The 15,928-nt window shown below is 63.2% G+C and carries 14 protein-coding genes; 3 read left to right on the top strand and 11 right to left on the bottom strand.

Annotated elements, in window-relative coordinates:
• Position 1 precedes the first annotated feature (1 nt).
• Together SO180_RS08070 and SO180_RS08075 are read right to left on the bottom strand one after the other, a co-directional pair.
• A complete protein-coding gene (locus SO180_RS08070) occupies positions 2 to 718 on the bottom strand; it encodes an ABC transporter ATP-binding protein (protein WP_449378282.1) in 717 nt (238 codons plus the stop codon).
• A gap of 22 nt (positions 719 to 740) precedes the next feature.
• A complete protein-coding gene (locus SO180_RS08075) occupies positions 741 to 2,069 on the bottom strand; it encodes an ABC transporter substrate-binding protein (RefSeq protein ID WP_449378283.1) in 1,329 nt (442 codons plus the stop codon).
• A gap of 138 nt (positions 2,070 to 2,207) precedes the next feature.
• Between SO180_RS08075 and SO180_RS08080 the strand changes: the two genes are divergently transcribed.
• The 3 genes from SO180_RS08080 (at position 2,208) to SO180_RS08090 (ending at position 5,212) form a co-directional block, all read left to right on the top strand.
• A complete protein-coding gene (locus SO180_RS08080; protein WP_449378284.1) occupies positions 2,208 to 3,017 on the top strand; it encodes an IclR family transcriptional regulator domain-containing protein in 810 nt (269 codons plus the stop codon).
• A 111-nt stretch (positions 3,018 to 3,128) separates the two neighbouring features.
• Positions 3,129 to 4,718, top strand: coding sequence for a 4-hydroxyphenylacetate 3-hydroxylase N-terminal domain-containing protein (locus SO180_RS08085; protein WP_449378285.1), 1,590 nt, complete (start codon positions 3,129 to 3,131; stop codon positions 4,716 to 4,718).
• 5 nt (positions 4,719 to 4,723) lie between these two features.
• Positions 4,724 to 5,212 (top strand): flavin reductase family protein, encoded by a 489-nt coding sequence (locus SO180_RS08090; RefSeq protein WP_449378286.1) that lies wholly within the window; start codon positions 4,724 to 4,726, stop codon positions 5,210 to 5,212.
• Positions 5,213 to 5,280: 68 nt separating this feature from the next.
• On the opposite strand, the gene SO180_RS08095 is transcribed toward SO180_RS08090, so the two are convergent.
• The 9 genes from SO180_RS08095 to SO180_RS08135 all read right to left on the bottom strand — a co-directional run bounded on the left by SO180_RS08095 (position 5,281) and on the right by SO180_RS08135 (position 15,798).
• Positions 5,281 to 5,952: a 3'-5' exonuclease gene (locus SO180_RS08095; RefSeq protein WP_449378287.1), complete on the bottom strand. Its 672-nt coding sequence runs from the start codon at positions 5,950 to 5,952 to the stop codon at positions 5,281 to 5,283.
• 2 nt (positions 5,953 to 5,954) lie between these two features.
• Complete coding sequence (locus SO180_RS08100) at positions 5,955 to 7,757, bottom strand: putative nucleotidyltransferase substrate binding domain-containing protein (protein ID WP_449378288.1); 1,803 nt, start codon at positions 7,755 to 7,757, stop codon at positions 5,955 to 5,957.
• A 113-nt stretch (positions 7,758 to 7,870) separates the two neighbouring features.
• On the bottom strand, positions 7,871 to 9,562 hold the full coding sequence (locus tag SO180_RS08105; protein ID WP_449378289.1) for a cation acetate symporter: 1,692 nt from the start codon (positions 9,560 to 9,562) through the stop codon (positions 7,871 to 7,873).
• Positions 9,559 to 9,861: a DUF485 domain-containing protein gene (locus tag SO180_RS08110; RefSeq protein ID WP_449378290.1), complete on the bottom strand. Its 303-nt coding sequence runs from the start codon at positions 9,859 to 9,861 to the stop codon at positions 9,559 to 9,561. The genes SO180_RS08105 and SO180_RS08110 overlap by 4 nt, the downstream gene beginning before the upstream one ends.
• Positions 9,862 to 10,312: 451 nt before the next feature.
• Positions 10,313 to 11,131, bottom strand: a complete 819-nt coding sequence (locus tag SO180_RS08115; RefSeq protein ID WP_449378291.1) for an ABC transporter permease — start codon at positions 11,129 to 11,131, stop codon at positions 10,313 to 10,315.
• Between the two features lie 4 nt (positions 11,132 to 11,135).
• Positions 11,136 to 11,933 carry an ABC transporter ATP-binding protein gene (locus SO180_RS08120; RefSeq protein WP_449378292.1) on the bottom strand — a complete coding sequence of 266 codons (798 nt, stop codon included), beginning with the start codon at positions 11,931 to 11,933 and terminating at the stop codon, positions 11,136 to 11,138.
• 15 nt (positions 11,934 to 11,948) lie between these two features.
• Entirely contained in the window at positions 11,949 to 12,920 is a 972-nt protein-coding gene (locus SO180_RS08125) for an ABC transporter substrate-binding protein (RefSeq protein WP_449378395.1), read from the bottom strand.
• A gap of 20 nt (positions 12,921 to 12,940) precedes the next feature.
• The gene (atzF, locus tag SO180_RS08130; protein ID WP_449378293.1) at positions 12,941 to 14,362 is read right to left on the bottom strand and encodes an allophanate hydrolase; all 1,422 of its coding nucleotides are present in this window, start codon (positions 14,360 to 14,362) and stop codon (positions 12,941 to 12,943) included.
• Positions 14,359 to 15,798, bottom strand: a complete 1,440-nt coding sequence (locus SO180_RS08135) for an amidase (protein WP_449378294.1) — start codon at positions 15,796 to 15,798, stop codon at positions 14,359 to 14,361. The genes atzF and SO180_RS08135 overlap by 4 nt, the downstream gene beginning before the upstream one ends.
• Between the last annotated feature and the right edge of the window lie 130 nt (positions 15,799 to 15,928).

Genomic DNA, 15,928 nt, shown 5'->3' on the forward strand with positions numbered 1-15,928 from the left:
CTCACGCCTCGATGCCGATATAGATCTGATGCACGTCGGGCCGTTGCATCACCTCCTTCGGCGCGCCTTCCGCGATCTTGCGTCCGAAATTGAGCACGACCAGTCGGTCGATCACGGCAAACAAAGCATGGACGACGTGCTCGATCCACAGGATCGCGACGCCGGTCTTGCGGATTTCACCGATGGTCGCGACGAGCTCGGCGCATTCGCCCTCGGTCAAGCCGCCGGCAATCTCGTCGAGCAGCAGAAGCTTTGGCGCCGTCGCAAGCGCGCGAGCCATTTCCAGACGCTTGCGCTCGAGCAATGTGAGAGAACCCGCGAGCGTGTTGGCACGCTTGAGCAGCCCAAGCTGGTCGAGAATCTCGCCGCAGGATTGCGCGACCTCACGTTCGGTCTTGCGCTGGCCATGGACCGCGCCGACGAGCAGGTTTTCGAATACCGTGAGATTTTCGAACGGCTGCGGGATCTGGTGGGTGCGGCCGATGCCGGCGTGGCAACGGCCCTGCGGCGGCAACCCGGCGAGGTCGCTGCCGTCGAAGCGGATGTGGCCTGCGCTCGGCGACAGGCCGCCGGCGATCAGGTTGAACAATGTGGTCTTGCCCGCGCCGTTCGGACCGATGATGCCGACGGCCTCGGAAGGCGCGATCGTCAGGTCGAGATCGTCGGCGACGACGATCGACCCGAAGCTCTTCTTAAGGCCGGCGACTTCCAGCAGCATGGTTTTTCAACGCGCCGCCCGATCAGGCAATCGGCTCCATCTTGCCGCCGACCGGAATGGCCGGCGCCGTCCGGTTGTCGGTGACGACGATGTCGTATTTGCCGTCCTTGAACCGCCACTGTCCGCCGACGAGCGGCGTCTTGGCGACGTTCTTGGCGGCAAACGGCGGCAGGTTCGCAGATCCCCACTGCACCTTGCCGACGACGGTGTCGAGATCGGTCGCGGCGATCGTCGTGGCGATCGCCTTGCCGTCGCGATCGGGCGCGCGCTTCAAGACATCGACCGCGACCTCGAACAGCGCGTGGACGAAGCCGATCGGCTGCGTCCATTGCCTCTTGGTCGCGCCCTCATAGGCCGTGGCGAGATCCTTCGCGCTCATGCCCGTGAGCGAAGATTTGAACGGATGGTTTGGCGTCCACCACACCTCCGAGGACAAGTTGTGACCGTCCTTGCCGAGCGCCTCGACCGCGACGGGGAACAGGATCGCCTTGCCGACCGAGGCGACCTTGGGCTTGAAACCTTGCTGGAGCGCTTGTTTCCAGAAGGTGGTGAAGTCCGGCGGCAGCACCACGCCGGTGATGATCTCGCAATTCGCCGCTTTGAACGCGCCGATCTGTGCCGAGAAATTGTCGGTGAGATTCTGGTAGCGGCCCGGATCGGTGAGCTTGTAGCCGTCCTTCTCGAGCACTGGCGGGAAGCCGACGACCTTGTCGCCCCATGCGTTGCCGTCGCCGTCATTGGGAAAGAGACCGCCGACCGATTTGTTGGTCGCGACCTGGCTCCACATGTTGGTGAAGACGGCGATGACGTCTTCGAGCCCCCAGAAGAAATGATAGGTGTAGTTGAAGCCCTTCCACGCCGGCGGTCCGCCGCCGGGATTGGCCTGGCGGCCAATGAACCAGGGCTGCCACGGCGCAACCGTGGAGATGCACGGCACCTCCTCGATCTCGCATTGGGTCGAGACCGGATTGGTGGTCTCCGGTGTCGATGCCACCAGCATCAGATCGATCTTGTCCTGGACGATGAGATCCTTGGCGACCTCGGCGGCGCGGTTCGGATTGGACTGGCTGTCCTTGACCACCACTTCGACCGGCACGGTGGCATTGCCGACCTTGATGCCCGCCTTGGTCGCCTCCTTGAAATTGGCGAGGATGAAATTGTCGGCCTCGGCAAAGGCGGCGAGGGGGCCTGTGAGCGGGGAGACATAGCCGAGCTTGATCGCGCGCGTTTGCGCGATCGCCGGCGACTTCAATCCGACCGAGAGGGCCGCGCCCGTTGCAGCGGAGTATTTCAGGAGCGTGCGGCGATCGACGGAATGACGATGAGTCGAGCTGATCTTGCGGCAGGTCATCTGCGCGTCCTCCCCTCTGGATGCGCCGGATTCTCATCGTGGATCGATTGACACACGGGCCGGCGTTCGATATTCGAACAGTAGTTCGTAATTCGACCAGTTTCCGCCAGCGCCCAGATGGAGTCAACAGGCCGCGTCATGACGCAAGCATCCGAGCGCCACAAGGCCGACCCCGGGCATCGCAAGGGCGAGCCCGACGACAAGGAGTTTATGACGACACTCGCCAAGGGCCTGGCGGTGCTCGGCGCGTTCGGTCGTCAGCGGCCGACCATGACGCTGTCGGAAGCAGCCGTGGTTGCCGATCTCTCGCGTGCCACCGCGCGGCGGGTGCTGCGTACGCTCACCCAGCTTGGTTATGTCGTGCAGGACGGCCGGACCTTCGCGCTGTCGCCGCAGATCCTGGATCTCGGCTTCGCTTACCTGTCGACGCAGAGCTGGATCGATCGCGCCCTGCCCCTGATGCGCGAGCTCAGCGAGCGTCTCGCCGAATCCTGCTCGGCCGCTATCTTGCAAGGCAACGACATCGTCTATGTCGCCCGCGTGCCCGCAAGGCGCATCATGTCGGCTGCGTTGTCGGTCGGGAGCCGGCTGCCGGCGCTGCACACGGCGCTCGGCCGCGTGCTGTTCGGCTATCTCGACGAGGCCGAGATCTGGCGGCGGCTGAAGTCGCAGCGGATCGAGGCCTACACGCCGCAGACCATCACCGATCTTCAGGCGCTGTTCGACCGCATTCGCGCCGACCGCGCCCAAAAATTCTCCATCGTCGACGAGGAGCTAGAGCGCGGCCTGCGTGCGATCGCCGTGCCGGTGTTCGATCGCGCCGGCCAGGTCGTCGGCGCCATCAACCTGTCGACGCATTCGACGCGAACGACGCGCAATGAAATGCGCGAGCATTTCCTGCCCGAGCTCAATCGCATCAGCGAGCAGGTCTCCTCAATGACCGTCTGAGGGACGTGTCCGGCTCTTGCCATCGAGGCGGGCCGGCCGTATCGTCGCGATAAGTTCGAAATACGGACACTAGTTCGATTATCGAACGATTCCTAAAGGGGAGATCGCGCGATGGCAGGCAAGGCGCAGGCAGCGGTGGCAATTCCGCCGGAGCACACCGGCAACGTCAAAGTCACGCGTCCGCAAACAGGCGCGGAATATCTAGACTCGCTGCGCGACGATCGCACCGTCTACATCTATGGCGAGCGGGTGAAGGACGTCACCAGGCACCCGGCCTTCCGCAACACCGCACGCATGGTCGCGCGTCTCTACGACGCGCTCCACGACGACAAGCGCAAGGACAGGCTCCTGCTGCCGACCGAGACCGGCAATGGCGGCGTGACGCACGCGTTCTTCAAGGCGCCGAAGACGATGGACGATCTTCTCGCCGGCCGTAACGCGATCGCCGAATGGGCGAAGATCACCTATGGCTGGATGGGCCGGGCGCCGGACTACAAGGCCGCGTTTCTCGCGACGCTGGGTGCCAACGCGGATTTCTACGAGCCGTACCAGGACAATGCCAAGCGCTGGTACAAGTTCAGCCAGGAGCGCGTGCCCTTCATCAACCACGCCATCATCCATCCGCCGGTCGACCGCGACCGTCCGCCGAACGAAGTCGCCGACGTCTGCTGCCATGTCGAGAAGGAGACCGATGCCGGCATCATCGTCTCCGGCGCCAAGGTGGTCGCGACCGGATCCGTGCTGACGAACTATACCTTCGTCGCGCATCACGGGCTCATTCCGCTGCAAGACAAGAAGTTCGCCGTCGTGTTCATGGTGCCGACCAACGCGCCCGGCGTGAAGTTCATCTGCCGCACCTCCTACGAGATGAGTGCGAGCGTGATGGGCAGCCCGTTCGACTATCCGATCTCGAGCCGGCTCGACGAGAACGACGCCGTGTTCATCATGGACAAGGTGCTGGTGCCCTGGGAGAACGTCTTCGTCTACGGCGACATCGACAAGGCGAACAATTTCTTCCCGCGCACCGGATTCCTGCCGCGCTTCGTCGTGCATGGCTGCACGCGGCTTGCGGTCAAGCTCGACTTCATCAGCGGACTGTTGTTGAAGGCGACGGAGGCCGCCGGCACCAAGGACTATCGCGGCGTGCAGGCCAATGTCGGCGAAGTCATCGCCTGGCGCAATCTGTTCTGGAGCCTGTCGGATGCAATGGTGCGCGATCCAAAACCATGGATCGGCGATTACGTGCTGCCCAACATGGACCCCGGCAACGCCTATCAGATCATCGCCACCATGGCCTACACCAAGGTGAAATATTTGATCGAGCAGACGGTCGCCTCGGGCCTGATCTATCTCAACAGCCACGCCAGCGATTTCAAGAACGACGAGATCCGCCCCTATCTCGATCGCTATTTGCGCGGCTCCAACGGTTACAAGGCGGAGGAGCGCGTCAAGCTGCTCAAGCTGTTGTGGGATTGCCTCGGCAGCGAGTTCGGCGGACGCCACGAGCTCTACGAGATCAACTACGGCGGCTCGACCGAGGAGATCCGTCGCTACTGCCTGTTCGGCGCGCAGGCCTCGGGCAATGCCGACCGCTTCAAGGGCTTTGCCGAGGACTGCATGGCCGAGTACGACCTCGACGGCTGGAAGGTCCCGGACCTCACAGATCCCGGCGAGCTCAGCTACCACATGCTGCGAAAGTGAGATCGATGCTGAGCAGAACCGCCATCGATTCCAAACGTTTCCGGTCGGTGATGGGAACGTTTCCGACCGGCGTCGCCGTCATCGCGACCGAATGGAACGGCGAGCTGTTCGGCGCGACGATCAACTCGCTGACGTCGGTGTCGCTCGATCCCTGCATGCTGTTGTTCTGCACCAATGAGGGCAGCGCGACCGGAGCGGCGATCCGGCAGCGCGGCCTGTTTTCGGTGAATATTCTGGGCCAGCATCAATCCGACCTGTCCCGCCGCTTCACAGGGCAATCGAAGAACAGGTTCGAGGATCTGGCAGTGGCATTCAGCGCCGACGGACTGCCGCTGCTGCAGGGCGCCGCAGCCCGGCTCTGCTGCCGCGTGGCCACCACCCACAAGGCCGGCGACCACGACATCATCCTCGGTGAGGTGCTGTCGGGCGACGAATCTGCGTGTAGCCCCCTCGTGTTTCACAAGGGCAACTACGGGAGCTTTCAGCGGTCTTGAACGTCACCGCTGCGGAGTGGAAGCCGTCGGCTTCTGGTGGTCGAGCGGGAAGCCTCACTGGGCCTTGGCTACGCTCCGATCGGATTGAAAACGGCGCTTGTGCGTTGGCGCTCGATCCGTACGCCGCGCTCGGCGAGGTCGCGCAACTGCAAGAACATCATTGCAGTCATCAAGGCGTCGTCGAAAGCATCGTGCTGTGCAAGAGGAGGAATACGGAGGTCGCGGAGGATCGCGGCGAACGAGAGATCGATCGACGTGTTGGGCGGCGCATCACCGTATTTGCGATCGTAGTAGAGCCGTGAAACTTCAATCCGCTCGTTCGGCAGCTCGATCCCGACCAACGGAAGGATGTACTTGTCCAGCATGGCGATGTCGAAGTCGACGTAGTAGCCGATGAGGGGGCGCGCCCCGATGAACCGGAGAAGGCTCGGCAGCACCTTCCAGACGATCGGCGCGGCCGCGACATCGGAGTGACGCAAGCGGTGGATCTTGATTGCTTCCGCTCCCATCTCCCTGTCGGGGTGGACGACGGCTTCGAAATGCTCGCTGGTCAGAATCCGATTGCCGCGAATCCTGATGGCCGCAATGGTGACGATGTCGTCCGTCCGCACGTTGAGACCCGTGGTCTCGCAATCTAAGACGACAAAGTCGTCGTCCGGAGCTCGATCGAACATGAATCGATACGACTGATCGCTCAGGGTCGCCTGGTGAAGCAACCGTTTGATCGCGCGTGGCAACATCTTTAGAACATACCGAGCTTGAAACGATGACGAACAATTTCTCGAAACTGCTTCACGACCTGAAGCGTGTCCCGCAGCAGATGACGTTCCATGCTGGACAAATGCGCAGGTCTCACCAGAGTACCCGACGTCCCGGCGGATGCGGCCAGCTGCCCGTCGAGCCGGAGCATCAGCAAGAATCGGAAGGCCTGTTTCAGGTCGCGTCCAAAATCTGCTCGCAACACTCCCAAGTCACACAGCCGGGAGATTCGCTTGTCGGTGGAAGTCTCGCGCAAGCCCTGTTCGAGCGCCAGGCTGCGAACGCCGTGCACGATGGGAAAGATTCCGCCTTTCTTCAGGTCAAGCGCGTCTCCGCTACCCTCGGATGTGATCAGGTTGTTGAAAAGACCGATTGGCGTTTCGAAGGCGTCAACTGCGCGCGCAAAGTGGGCCAGGAACGCCTGTTCACCCCGGATCAGCTCGATCAGCGTCGACTTGGCGCTATCCAGCAGTGACGCGTTGCCGGCGATCGCCTGGGCATCATACACGATGGCTACATTCATGTGCGCGGCCTCGTCGGGGAGGGCGACCCAGCGACGGAAATCCGTCAGGTAGTCGGTGAGCGGCTTCGACCATGCCGGATTGCTCACCATGATGTTGCCGGGGCAAGGCGGAAACCCGAAACCTCCTAGCGCGCCGGAGAATTCGTTGCGGAAATGCTCCAGGGGTTTGCTCTCGACTGGACCATCGAGGATGAGACCGTTGTCCTGGTCAGTGCGCATGGTCTGCTCGCCGCGCCCCTCGCTACCCATCACGATCAGGCAACCGCTGGTCCGCAGCTCTGCCGGCGCGACCATTTCGAACAGTCTGGACAGCAGGCGCCGGTTGAGGTCCGAGACGATCTCCGCGATGACCTCGACCTTGACGCCTTGCCGCCGCAGCACCCGCGTTTGTGCTTCGATCTCGCCTGCAGCAACCGCGAGATCCTGCAGGCTGGAGCCTCGATCGATGCGACCGGCGACGACCTGAGCACTGCCTGCCAGGAAACCCAGGAGATCGATTTCCTCGAGAATACCGACGAACCGTTCGCCGTCGTGCACGGCGAGCCGCCGCTTGTTGTGCTTCGTCATGAGCAGGAGAGCCGAGGAGACGAAATCGTCGGGGCGGATCGACACGATGTCGAAGTTCGCGAGCTCGCCCACCGGTGTCTGGATAGGCAGACGCCGCAACACCACCGCTTTGGACAGGTTCATGCCCGTGATAATGCCGATCCGCTCGCCATTGCGTACGAACAGAGCGTTGCTGTTGATCTCGCGCATCAGGTGACCAGCGGCTTCAATCGTGTCGGTCGCAGCCACGAATGATGGAGGATGCAGGAATAGCTCGCCAACCCTGGCATGCATCAGCGAGCCGTAACGCCTGGCCTCTTCGTCGTTGGCAAGCTCATCCAGCTTTTGCGAGATTTCGCGGTAGAAGAATGCCGCAAATCGCGGATTGGCCTTGATCAGGTTGAGGGCGACCTTCCTGGGGATCACATAGCAAAGCGTTTCATCGCGGGCGAGAAACTTGTGACCGTTCTGGTCGTGAACGAGTGCGCGGCTATCGAATGTGTCCTTTGGACCAAGCAGCGCGAGCAGATCGGCTTCACTCCGCTCCTCGACCGTGCCCTTGATGACGACATAGATGGCATCCGCCGGAGCGTCCCCGGCGATGATTGCTTCGCCCGGACGGAAGTACGCTATGTCGAGCGCCCCTCGTAACGTCTCGGCCTCGTTCGGCGTCAGACGATCGAACGGTGGATTGTTGATGTCGAATGCCTTGGGCATTTCGGCCTCTCGAAGCCACGGACGATCCCGGCGCTGGCGACTGACCCTCGAAGCGCGGCACCGGCCGGTGCAGTGACCCGGCCGATGCCGAAGAGCCCGCCCTGTGGCCTCGTTCAGTGCGTCGTGGCAGCGGCAGCTCCGATGCCAGTCTGGGACCGAACATATTGTGCATCAAAGCCGTCACGGTCGATAGCGGCACGCTTGCTGCGGTCCAGAGTGGAGAAAAGCCAGATGCCTGCAAATGCGATGGCCATCGAGAACAGAGCCGGATTGTCCAGTTTGATCGGCGCAGATCCCTTGGCGAAGCCCAGCGTCACCTCCCAGACGGCCGGCGACAGAACGACGCCGACGACCGCGCTGATGAGACCGAGGAAACCGCCGATCAGCGCGCCCCGCGTCGTCAGGCCTCTCCAGAAGATCGACATCACGAGCACGGGAAAGTTGCAGGAGGCCGCGATGGCGAAGGCAAGGCCCACCATGAAGGCGACGTTCTGGTTCTCGAACACGATGCCGAGGAAGATCGCGAGCACGCCGAGGACCAATGTCGCGATCTTCGAGACGCGGATCTCGTCCTGCTCGTTGGCATTTCCGCCCTTGATGACCATGCTGTAGAGATCGTGGCTGATGGATGACGCCCCGGCCAGGGCTAACCCCGACACCACCGCCAGGATCGTGGCAAAGGCGACGGCCGAAATGAACCCAAGGAACAGGTTGCCGCCGACGGCGTTCGCAAGATGGATCGCGGCCATGTTGGAGCCGCCCTTGATCGCCGCGATTCCGCTCTTGGTCCGTTCAAGAATGGCCCCGTCCAGGAACATCGCATCGGTCGAAACCAGCGTGATCGCGCCAAAGCCGATGATGAAGGTCAGGATGTAGAAGTAGCCGATAAAGCCCGTCGCATAGAACACCGATTTGCGCGCGGCCTGGGCATCCTTCACCGTGAAGAAGCGCATCAGGATATGCGGCAGACCCGCCGTTCCGAACATCAGCGCAAGGCCGAGCGAGATTGCCGACAGCGGGTTGGAAATCAGGCTGCCGGGCTCCATGATCGCGAGCTTCTTGGGATGCACCTCGGTTGCCTTGGCGAACAGAGCTTCCGGACTGAACCCGAACTTGTAGAGGACGGCTCCGGCCATGAAGGTTGCGCCCGAGAGCAGCAGCACCGCCTTGATGATCTGCACCCAGGTCGTTGCCTTCATTCCACCAAAGGTCACGTAGATCATCATCAAGCCGCCGACCAGGACGACCGCGATCCAGTAGTCGAGACCGAACAGCAGCTGGATCAGCTTGCCTGCCCCGACCATCTGCGCGATCAGGTAGAACGCAACGGTCACCAGCGAGCCGCAGGCCGCCAGGATCCGGATGTCGGTCTGCCCGAGCCGAAACGACGTGACGTCGGCAAAAGTGAACTTGCCGAGATTGCGCAGCTGCTCGGCAATCAGAAACGTGACGATCGGCCAACCCACGAGCCATCCGACGGAGTAGATCAAGCCGTCGTAGCCGGATGTGTAGACGAGGCCGGAAATGCCGAGGAAGGAAGCCGCCGACATGTAGTCGCCGGCGATCGCAAGCCCGTTCTGGAAGCCCGTAATGCCGCCGCCGGCCGAGTAGAAATCTGCTGCCGACGCGGTCCGCTTTGCGGCCCAATAGGTGATGACGAGCGTCAAGCCGACGAACCCGACGAACATACCGATCGCCGACCAGTTGATCTCCTGCTTGGAGCCGCCCTCGACGGCGCCAGCGGCAAGCGCGAGCGTGGGCATGCTTGCGAGCAGGAGTACAAGCAACAGGGAGAACTTTCTCATGAGGGGTTCTCCTCAACAATCTTGCGAATGAGCACGTCGTAGCTGGAATTCGCCTGCCGCACGTAGATGCCCGTCAGCACGAAGGCGAGCACGATGACGGACAATCCGATTGGAATGCCGATCGTCGTCACGCCGTGACCAAGTGGAGCGCCCAGAAACTTGGGAGCGTAGGCTACCAGCAGGATGAAGCCGAAATAGATGACCAGCATGATCAGCGACAACGTCCAGCCCAGCGACGAACGGCGACGCACGAGCTCCTGGTAGTTCGGATCGCTTTCAATCCTTGCGAGCTTGCTCACAGCAATGATCCCTGGAGTTCTTCCCGTTGCGACAGCCCCCTGCGTGGCGAGGGCTTGACTAGAGTGTCCTGCAGACGGACCGGCTTCCATGATCCAGATCAAATCCGGCTGATCCGAGTGGGATGTCCCCCGGGCAATGCCGGGATCGATCCGAGCGGCTACTTTCGCTCAGACGTGGCCGGCCCGACGCGAGATCTCGGATTTTTTGCCCGCTTTTGTTGGGAGCGCCGGCAGTGGATCGTCCGGCCGGAACTTGCCAATCTGCCGCCAGAGCCAGCGGCCGCATCGTGAATATTGGTTGCTATCAACCCGCGTTCCGCAAGGAAGCAGCCGCCCCCTCGGGATCACGGCTGCCGGAAGTCCTCTCGCGCCATCCGGACGGACCAGTGCGAACCATCGTCACCCAAACCATAGGTCTGCCCGTGAGACGCGGCCGATCCGACACGGCGTCTCAGAGCTTCTTGGCGGCGGGGGATCGATCTGCTCGTCCGTCGCTGTGCCCGGCCTTTTCGGCACCGTACCAGGGCAGGAGCCAGCGCACCGTGCGCTCGAACAAGAGATCGGCTGCCACGCCCATCGTGCCGAGTGCGATCAGGCCTACGAACATGTGGTCGACCCGGAACACCTCCTGCGACATCTGGATAAGGTAGCCGACTCCGAAGGCGGCGCCGGCGAGTTCGGCCGCGACGAGAACGACCAGTGCGACGGACAGGCTGATCCTGAGGCCAGCGATGATGAACGGCAGTGCGCCGGGAATGATGACGAACACGAAATTGCGCCAGCCGCGCGCGCCAAGACTGGCCGCCGCCCGCCCAAGCAGCGGGCTGGCATCGCGCACGCCGATATAGGTGTTGACCCATACCGGGAAGAAGACGCCCCAGGCGATCAGGAAGATCTTGGATGCCTCGCCGATGCCGAACCAGAAGATCGCCAATGGCACGAAGGCGAGTGACGGCACGGCGCGGAACATCTGCACGAGTGGATTGAGCGTTCCGTGCAGCAGCGGCAATCGAGCCATGGCCACCCCAAGCGCGACGGCGAGCACCGATCCGCTGACGAACCCGATCGCCGCGCGCAACAGGCTTGCGGCCAGATGCCGCGGCAGCTCGCCATCGAGGATCAGCGTCCATCCGGACTGCACGATCGTGCTTGGCGCCGGGAGCATAACGTCGTTGACGAGGCCGCTGCGGCTCAGTGCCTCCCATGCGCCGAAGAAGGCGAGTGTGCCGATGAAGCCGGCGAGCGTGTGACTGCTTACGCGCAATGTCATGCTGTTACTCGGCGGTCTCCAGCCCGATTGATCTTGCCACGTGCTCGTATAATTCGTTGAAGCGCGGTGTCGTACGCCGGCGCGGACGTGGCAGGTCGACCTTGATGTCCTCGACGATCCGTCCCGGATTCGGCGACATCACGATCAGGCGCGTCGCGAGCACCAGCGCCTCCGCGATATTGTGGGTCACGAACACGATCGTGGGCTGCTCCTGCCTGTGGATATCGATCAATTTGGCCTGAAGCGAGCTGCGGGTCATTGCATCGAGGGCCGCGAAGGGTTCGTCCATCAACAACAGGGACGGGCGAGTTGCGAGGGCCCGTGCGATCGCGATGCGCTGTTTCATCCCGCCCGACAGCTCGAAGGGATATTTTGCGCCGGCGTCGGGAAGTCCGACACTGCTGAGCAATTGTCGGGCAATGTCGCTCCGCTTCGCCGCTGCCATGCCCGCCATGCGGAGGCCAAACTCGACGTTGGCCTGCGCGGTCAGCCAGGGAAAGAGGGAGTAGTCCTGAAACACCACGCCGCGTTCGGAGCTTGGGCCGTCGATGGCGTGGCCATCCACCCGGACGTCGCCATGGGCGGGCGCGACAAAGCCCGCGAGGATGTTAAGAAGCGTGCTTTTGCCGCATCCGCTCGGTCCGAGAATGCACACGAATTCGCCGCGGTCGATGGTCAGCGAGATATTGCCGAGCGCGATGGTCTTGCCGCGACCGGAATCGTAGACATGACCGAGCTCGATGCACCTGATCAGCGGCACACCGGCGTTGGTATGCGGCTTGATCTCCACCCTCGCGTCCATTGCAGCCGGCCTGGTCTATTCGCTGCGCGCCCGATCGTACAGCGACGTCACCACCACGGTGTTGAAGTCGGGAATCTTCGCATCCGGACGCACCAGCTTGTTGTCCACGGCCCATTTCGCCTGCTCTTGCAGCAGGGACACCAGCGCAGGCTTGTCCAGCGCGAGATTGAAATTGGTCCGTTTCCAGAAGGATTTTGCGATCGCGGGATCGAGCTTGATCCGCTCTGCGGTCAGTGTTGCCGCGGCATCGGGATCCTTCCTGATGGTGTCGTCCGCCTCGATCAATGCCTTCAGCGCCTTCACGAGCAGATCGGCCTTGCTGTCGATGGTCGATTGCAGGGTGATGATCGAGGAGTAGGTGTTGTAGAGCCCTTCCGAACGGATGATGTGGAACTTGTCGGTGCCTTGCGCGACGGCCTGCGATAGATGCGGCTCGGTCCAGATGAAGCCGTCGATCGCGCCGCCGGCGAGGCTGCTGACGAAGTCGCCGGGATTGAGGCTGACGGCGGTGATGTCCGACCAGGCGAGGCCCTCCTGCTTGAGCAGCTTCGACAGATAGAGATGCGCGTTCGTGCCCTGCGAATAGCCGATACGCCGGCCCTTGACGTCCTTCGCGGTCTTGATGTCCTTGATCGCGACGAGATCGAACGGTTCATGCCGGTTCAAGGTGCCGATGATCCGAACCGGCAGCCCGTTCAGGGCTGCGAAGACGACCGGCGTCTCGGCCGCTGTGCCGATCACTACGCCGCCGCCGACCAGCGCGTCCAGCACCAGCCTTCCGCTGGCGAAGGTCGAAACCTTTGGCGTCAGTCCCTGCTTCTGCCAGGTCTTGTCGTGATCGGCGACGAAGAACTGGCCCCAGCCGAGCGCAATGCCTTCGCCGATCGTAATGTCTTCAGCGTGCGATGATGCGGAGGTAAGCGACATCACGGCGGCGATTGCGGCGGCTGCGAGCCTGCCCGGCCGGAATGAGGCGGCAATGGACATCACGATACGGTCTCCTTGTGTCAATAACGATGGTTTGGATTCGCAGCCGGCCGCACACCGCGCGCGCCGAGCGGGAGTTGGCCGGCTTCGTGGAAGCGCTGCGCCAGGGAGGCTGCACGATGATCGGCGAAGGCCGGGGCAATCAGCGACAGGCCCTGCGGCAGGCCGTTCGGCAGGAAGCCGCTGGGAACCGCAACCGCCGAGAGATCGGCGAGATTGACGAAGTTCGTGTAGGTCCCGAGCCTGGCATTGAGGACGATCGGATCAGCTTCGACCTCGTCGATCCGGTAGATCGTGCCGGTGGTGGGGACGGCGAGGATATCGATCTCGTTCCAGAGCTTGTCGACCTGCCGCTTGAGAATGTTGAGCCGCTGCTGGGCCGCGAAGACGTCGCCGCCCGAGATGCCGCGGCCCCCGAACAGGATCTCGCGGGTGACCGGAAGCAGCGCCTCGGGCTGCTTGTCGGCGAAATGGCGAAGCGCTCCGTAACGGTCCGCGAGCCATGCGCCCTTGAACAGGAGATCGTTGATCTCCGCGAAGGGCGCGTAGTCGATCTCCACCTTGCGCCCGCCAAGGCCTTGCAGCCGCGCGACCGCCTTGTCGAACAGCGCGGCCGCATCCAGATCGCCAAAGAAGTCGAGCCATTGCGGGGAGGGGACGCCGAAGCTGAACTTGGCTGGCAGCGGACGTGCTTCCGTCAGCGATCCGGTGCGGGAGAACGGATCCTCCTCGTCATGGGCGCGCGCAACGTCGAACGCGGCCTGGGCGTCCGGCACCGTCAATGCGAAAATCGAGAGCGTCTCGATCGAGCGGCAGGCCGCGACGACACCGACTTCGCTGAGCAGGCCCCGGGTCGGCTTCAATCCGACGACATTGTTGAATGCGGCCGGCACGCGGCCCGACCCGCCGGTATCGTTGGCGAGCGCGAAGCTGACGAGCCCCGCGGCGACCGACACCGCCGCCCCCGAGCTCGAGCCGCCGGGAATGTAGCGAGCATCGAATGGATTGCGCGCCACGCCATAAGGCGATCGCACGCCCACGAGCCCGGTCGCGAACTGGTCCATATTGGTCTTGCCGATCAGGATCGCGCCTGCGGCGAGCAGGCGCCCCACCGCCGGGTTGTTCCTTGCCGGCGCATAGGAAAACGCCGGGCATGCCGACGTGGTCGGCAGACCGACCGTGTCGATGCAGTCCTTGACACTGAAGGGAATGCCCCAGAGCGGAAGAGCCTCGCGTTGCTGCGCCGGCAGCGCCTCTAGCTGCCTCGCCCGCGCGAGCGCGTCCTCGCGCCCGACGACGCTGATCCAGACGCCATCCTCGCCGCGGCGCGCGATTTCGTCCAGGATGCGTTCGACGACGCCCGACGGCTTGAGCGTGCCGCTCGCATAGGCGGCGGTCAATTGCGGGAGCGTGAGATCGAGCATTTGCGTTGGTCTACTCATGAAGGATCCTGCGGACGCGGAAACGGCTTCGCCTGCTCGAACGCACGCGCGGCGCGCAGGACGGTGGTATCAGCGAATTTCGCACCGATGATCTGCAAGCCCACCGGCAATCCCGCGGCAGTCAATCCCGCCGGGATCGAAGCCGCCGGCTGTTGCGTCAGGTTGAACGGATAGGTGAAGGGCGAACGGATCGGCCGAACCACGAGATCGGCCTCCGATGCGCCAATGACCGAAGCGGGATGCGCGGTCGTCGGCGTGAGCAGCAGGTCCCAGTCCTGATGGAAGCGGTTGAAGTGCCGGCCGAGCGCTTCGCGCCGGTCGACAGCCTGCAGGTAGCTGATGACATCGATGCTCCGGCCCTTTTCGGCAACGTCTTGCAAGCCTTGCTCGACCAACGCGCGGCGGGCGGGATCGAACGAGGCCAGCAGCTTCGCGGCGCCGGCGAACCAGAAGGTTTGGAAGATATCGAAGGGGTCTTCGATTTTGGGGTCGACCTCTTCGACGACCGCGCCGAGCTCGGCAAAGGTCTTGGCCGCCGCGGCGCCGATTTTCGCGACCTCCGGATCGACCTGAGCGTAGCCGAGCCCCGGGCTGAACGCGACGCGCAAGCCCTTGACGCCGCGATCGAGATCCGCCAGCCAGGGAATCTCCTGCGACGGCAGCGCGTTCCAGTCGCGTCCGTCCGGACGCGCGATTGCATCGAGCAGCAGGGCCGCGTCGTCGACCCGGCGCGTCATCGGCGTGACGTGAAACAGGGTGCCGTTCTGCGAGGGCGGATAGACGGGGACGCGGCCGAATGTCGGTTTGAACCCGAACACGCCGCTATGCGCCGCCGGCAGCCGGGTCGAACCACCGCCGTCAGTCGCGACATGCAACGGCCCGAAGTTCAGCGCCGCCGCCGCCGCCGAGCCTCCGCTGCTGCCGCCCGGCGTGTGGGCGAGATTCCAGGGATTGCGCGTGATGCCGGTCAGCGGGCTGTCGCCGAGGCCCTTCCAGCCGAATTCCGACGTCGTGGTCTTGCCGAGCAGGACGGCGCCTTGCTCGCGCAGCCTGGCTGTCGCGGGCGAATCTTCGTTCCAGTCCTGCGCCGCATCAATGGCTCGGCTGCCGCGCAACGTCGGCCAGCCCTTGGCGAGGATCAGATCCTTGAGCGCAACGGGCACGCCGTCGACGAGGCCAAGCGGCCCGCCGCGCTTCCATCGCGCTTCCGACTGCCGGGCCGCTTCGAGCGCTCTATCGGCATCGAGCAATGCGAACGCATTGACGAAAGGCTCGAGACGCTCGATGCGATCGAGCACGGCCCGAGTCACCTCGACCGGTGAAAGTGCTTTTGTCTGGTAGTGCCGGACGAGCTCGATCGCGGGGAGAAGGGCAATCTCATCGGCCTTGGCTGGTGGCAATACCGACCTCGCCAAGGGAGCATTCTGCGCGGACATCAGCAGGACCTCGTTCTTCCGGAAAAAATCTCTTTCCGAGTGAACGATGGCTAAGCGCTTGGACCGACGGGCAGCAGCAATTAATTGCGGGTGAATGCTCCGCTCATCAAGAAGGAAGAATTTAAGCGCG

Source organism: Bradyrhizobium sp. UFLA05-112 (genome assembly GCF_053572325.1).

Bases quoted from the DNA above. Each gene is read 5' to 3' on its own strand.
- SO180_RS08125 (WP_449378395.1), bottom strand. From the start codon at position 12,920: ATGTCCATTGCCGCCTCATTCCGGCCGGGCAGGCTCGCAGCCGCCGCA.
- SO180_RS08115 (WP_449378291.1), bottom strand. From the start codon at position 11,131: ATGACATTGCGCGTAAGCAGTCACACGCTCGCCGGCTTCATCGGCACA.
- SO180_RS08080 (WP_449378284.1), top strand. From the start codon at position 2,208: ATGACGCAAGCATCCGAGCGCCACAAGGCCGACCCCGGGCATCGCAAG.
- SO180_RS08070 (WP_449378282.1), bottom strand. From the start codon at position 718: ATGCTGCTGGAAGTCGCCGGCCTTAAGAAGAGCTTCGGGTCGATCGTC.
- SO180_RS08120 (WP_449378292.1), bottom strand. From the start codon at position 11,933: ATGGACGCGAGGGTGGAGATCAAGCCGCATACCAACGCCGGTGTGCCG.
- SO180_RS08100 (WP_449378288.1), bottom strand. From the start codon at position 7,757: ATGCCCAAGGCATTCGACATCAACAATCCACCGTTCGATCGTCTGACG.
- SO180_RS08135 (WP_449378294.1), bottom strand. From the start codon at position 15,798: ATGTCCGCGCAGAATGCTCCCTTGGCGAGGTCGGTATTGCCACCAGCC.
- atzF (WP_449378293.1), bottom strand. From the start codon at position 14,362: ATGAGTAGACCAACGCAAATGCTCGATCTCACGCTCCCGCAATTGACC.
- SO180_RS08105 (WP_449378289.1), bottom strand. From the start codon at position 9,562: ATGAGAAAGTTCTCCCTGTTGCTTGTACTCCTGCTCGCAAGCATGCCC.
- SO180_RS08090 (WP_449378286.1), top strand. From the start codon at position 4,724: ATGCTGAGCAGAACCGCCATCGATTCCAAACGTTTCCGGTCGGTGATG.
- SO180_RS08095 (WP_449378287.1), bottom strand. From the start codon at position 5,952: ATGTTGCCACGCGCGATCAAACGGTTGCTTCACCAGGCGACCCTGAGC.
- SO180_RS08075 (WP_449378283.1), bottom strand. From the start codon at position 2,069: ATGACCTGCCGCAAGATCAGCTCGACTCATCGTCATTCCGTCGATCGC.
- SO180_RS08085 (WP_449378285.1), top strand. From the start codon at position 3,129: ATGGCAGGCAAGGCGCAGGCAGCGGTGGCAATTCCGCCGGAGCACACC.